Consider the following 3372-nt stretch of genomic DNA (forward strand, 5'->3'; position numbering starts at 1 on the left):
CGCGACCCGCTGCGGGTCGCGCAGGGCGTCGAGCTCCATCCGCAGCGTCTGCTCGCGAGCGTTCAGGGTCGCGGCCTGCTGCTCCATCGTGGTGGCCGTGAAGGCCGCCTGCTGCATCGAGGTGTTGAACATCAGCAGCCCGACCACGCCGGCCAGCAGCACGAACGACACCAGCGTCACGAACGGCAGGTGGCTGGTGCGGGTCCTGGTGCGGGGGACGACGGTCAGCCGCGCCCGGTGGAGGGCCGCACCGGCGAGACCGGAGACCCGGCCTGGGGCACCGGCGGCTCGGATCCGGCCGGACCTGATCTGGAAGGCGGGGCTGCTCATCTCTTATGCGACTCCTGTGCTCGGGGAAGGGGCGAGTCGTTCGAGGGCGCGCAGCCGGACGCTGGCGGCGCGGGGGTTGTGGTCGACCTCGGCCGGGTCGGCCTTCTCGGCGCCGCGGGTCAGCAGCCGGAACGCCGGCTCGTGACCGGCGGGGACGAACGGGAGGTCCTCGGGGACGTCGCTGCGCGTCGCCTCGACGAACGCCCGCTTGACCAGCCGGTCCTCCAGCGAGTGGTAGGACTCCACGACCACGCGACCACCGACGGCGATCGCGTCGATCGCGGCGGGCAGCGCCCGGCGGAGCACGGCGAGCTCGTCGTTGACCTCCATGCGCAGGGCCTGGAACGTGCGCTTGGCCGGGTGACCGCCCGTACGTCGTGCGGGCGCCGGGATGACGTCGTACAGGAGCTCGACCAACCGCGCCGACGTGGTGAAGGGCGTCGTCTCGCGGGCGCGGACGACCGCGTTGGCGATCTGCCGGGCGAACCGCTCCTCGCCGTACTCCCGCAGCACCCGGGCCAGGTCCGGGGCCGAGTACGTGTTGAGCACGTCGGCGGCCGTGGGACCGCTCGTGCCGTCCATGCGCATGTCGAGTGGGGCGTCCTCGCGGTAGGCGAAGCCGCGCTCGAGGACGTCGAGCTGGAGCGAGGAGACGCCGAGGTCGAACAGCACGGCGTCGACGGCGTCGAGCCCGAGGTCGGCCAGGACCTCGGGGATCTCGTCGTAGACCGCGTGCACGCCGGTGAAGCGGGTCCCGTGGGCGGCCAGCCGCACGCTCGCCTGGGCCAGGGCGTCGGTGTCGCGGTCGATGCCGACCACGCGGGCGAGTGCACAACGCTCGAGCACGGCCTCGGTGTGCCCACCGAGGCCGAGGGTCGCGTCGACGAGGACCGCGCCCTCGTGGTCGAGGGCAGGCGCGAGGAGGGCAACGACCCGGTCCAAGAGGACCGGGACGTGGGAGGGACTCGTCATCGTCCCGGCTCAGCGTCCCCAGTGGGCGAGCAGGACGAGGGCCCCGGCGATCGCCACTGACGTGGCGGCCGAGAAGGCCATCAGTGCGGCGGCCTCGCGGGCCTGGTGGCGCACGCGGCGGACGGGTCCCGCGTCCGCGACCGGCGTGATGCTCATGAGTCTCGACCCTCGTGTTGGTGTTCCGGTGGAGCGAAGTGGGGGTGTCGTGGTGGCGGTAGGGATGAGGTGCGTGGAGCGGTGATCGTCCGGCCAGGCCCCCGCCCGCTGGTGCTGGAAGGGAAGTCACCGTCTGGAACCGGGGAAGGTGCTACAGAGGGTGGGCGTCAGCGGGCTGAGACCTCGCCGGACGATCGCTGTGGACTTGTGGGCGGTGCGGGTGGCGGGGGTGGAGCTGGCCTAGAGGCCGGGGAAGACCTCTTCGCTGATGTCGGCGAAGGTCTCCTGGTTCTGCTGGTTGTAGGACTCCCAGCGAGCGGGGTCCCAGATCTCGATCCGGTTGATCACGCCCAGCACCATCACGTCCCGGGTGAGCGCGGCGTAGTCGCGCTGCATGGGCGTGATGGTGATGCGGCCCTGCTTGTCCGGGGTGTCCTGGTTGGCGTTCGCGCCGAGGAAGCGTCCGTAGTCACGGGCGCCCTTCACGGTGATCGGGGCGGCCTGGACGCGGGCGGCGATCTCGGCGAAGTCGCCGAGCTTGTAGACGGTGAGGCAGCGCTCCTGCCCCGTCGTCACCACCAGCCCTGCCATCAGTTCCTCCCTGAACTTCGCGGGGAGGAAGAGCCGGCCCTTGTCGTCGAGCTTGGGGGTGTAGGTGCCCAGGAACATCCCGTGCCCTCCACTTTCCCTCCGCTGTCCTCCACTTTGCGCCACTGTACTCCACTTTGCCCCACGGTCAACCACTTCCGCTCCATGTCGCCCCCCGATGCGAGTGCCCTGCTGGACAGGTCCCCGGCGAGGTGGGGTCGGTTACGCTCGGAACCCGAACGGGGGAGAATCCGCAACCAAACCGTGATCGCCTGAGTCAGAGGCAGGAACGGGTGCGGCGCGTAGGTTTCTCCCAGCGCTCCACCCGACCTCCGGTGGGGCGTTCGCGACCTCACGGCAGGACGCATGGATGGGGCTGAAGAGCAGCAACCGGAAGGACGGCACGTGACAGTCACGGAGACGGGAACGACCTCGAGCGGCGGGGCCGATCTGGAGACCCTGAGCCGGGTCGTGGAGCGGGTCCGCTCCAACGTCAAGAAGGTGATCGAGGGCAAGCCCGACGTGATCAACACGGTCCTCATCGGCCTCCTGGCCGAGGGCCACATCCTCATCGAGGACGTGCCTGGCGTCGGCAAGACCATGCTCAGCAAGTCGCTCGCCCGCAGCATCGAGTGCACGGTGCGCCGGATCCAGTTCACGCCCGACCTGCTGCCGTCCGACGTGACGGGCGTGTCGATCTTCAACCAGAACACCCGCGAGTTCGAGTTCCGCCCGGGCGGCGTCTTCGCCAACATCGTGGTCGGTGACGAGATCAACCGCGCCTCGCCCAAGACCCAGTCCGCGCTGCTGGAGTGCATGGAGGAGCACCAGGTCACCGTCGACAACTCGACGTACTACCTCGAGGCGCCCTTCATGGTCATCGCGACCCAGAACCCCATCGAGATGGAGGGCACCTACGCCCTCCCCGAGGCCCAGCGCGACCGCTTCATGCTGCGACTGTCGATCGGCTACCCCGTCGAGGCCTCCGAGATCGCGATGCTCGACAGCCACACCCAGCACAACCCGCTCGACGACCTCGAGCCCGTGACCGACGCGGCCGAGATCCGCAAGCTGATCGGCATCGTCAACCAGATCTACGTCTCCGACGCCGTCCAGCGCTACGCCGTGGCGTTGACGTCCGCGACCCGGCGCTCCGACGAGCTGACCCTCGGCGCGTCCCCGCGCGCCACCCTGCACCTGGTGCGTGCGGCCAAGGCGAGCGCCGCCATGGCCGGCCGCGACTACGTGCTCCCCGACGACCTGCGCGGGCTGGCCCGCCAGGTCCTGACCCACCGGCTCCTGCCGAGCGTCGAGGCGTCGATGAGC

General features: G+C 70.3%; 4 protein-coding genes and 1 pseudogene. 1 reads left to right on the plus strand and 4 read right to left on the minus strand.

Annotation, left to right across the window (positions count from 1 at the left end):
• The 4 genes and pseudogenes from VFZ39_RS14740 to mraZ form a co-directional block, all read right to left on the minus strand.
• Nucleotides 1-330, minus strand: a pseudogene (locus VFZ39_RS14740) (hypothetical protein); the annotation flags it as partial.
• 3 nt (nt 331-333) lie between these two features.
• On the minus strand, nt 334-1302 hold the full coding sequence (gene rsmH, locus VFZ39_RS14745) for a 16S rRNA (cytosine(1402)-N(4))-methyltransferase RsmH (protein WP_330866532.1): 969 nt from the start codon (nt 1300-1302) through the stop codon (nt 334-336).
• Nucleotides 1303-1311: 9 nt separating this feature from the next.
• Complete coding sequence (locus VFZ39_RS14750; RefSeq protein WP_330866533.1) at nt 1312-1458, minus strand: hypothetical protein; 147 nt, start codon at nt 1456-1458, stop codon at nt 1312-1314.
• 240 nt (nt 1459-1698) lie between these two features.
• Nucleotides 1699-2127, minus strand: a complete 429-nt coding sequence (gene mraZ, locus VFZ39_RS14755; RefSeq protein WP_330866534.1) for a division/cell wall cluster transcriptional repressor MraZ — start codon at nt 2125-2127, stop codon at nt 1699-1701.
• Nucleotides 2128-2451: 324 nt separating this feature from the next.
• Between mraZ and VFZ39_RS14760 the strand changes: the two genes are divergently transcribed.
• The coding region (locus VFZ39_RS14760; RefSeq protein ID WP_330866535.1) for a MoxR family ATPase at nt 2452-3372 on the plus strand (921 nt) is incomplete at its 3' end.

Origin of the sequence: Nocardioides sp. (genome assembly GCF_036374615.1) — a bacterium.
Classification (GTDB): domain Bacteria; phylum Actinomycetota; class Actinomycetes; order Propionibacteriales; family Nocardioidaceae; genus Nocardioides.

Bases quoted from the DNA above. Each gene is read 5' to 3' on its own strand.
- rsmH (WP_330866532.1), bottom strand. From the start codon at position 1,302: ATGACGAGTCCCTCCCACGTCCCGGTCCTCTTGGACCGGGTCGTTGCC.
- VFZ39_RS14750 (WP_330866533.1), bottom strand. From the start codon at position 1,458: ATGAGCATCACGCCGGTCGCGGACGCGGGACCCGTCCGCCGCGTGCGC.
- mraZ (WP_330866534.1), bottom strand. From the start codon at position 2,127: ATGTTCCTGGGCACCTACACCCCCAAGCTCGACGACAAGGGCCGGCTC.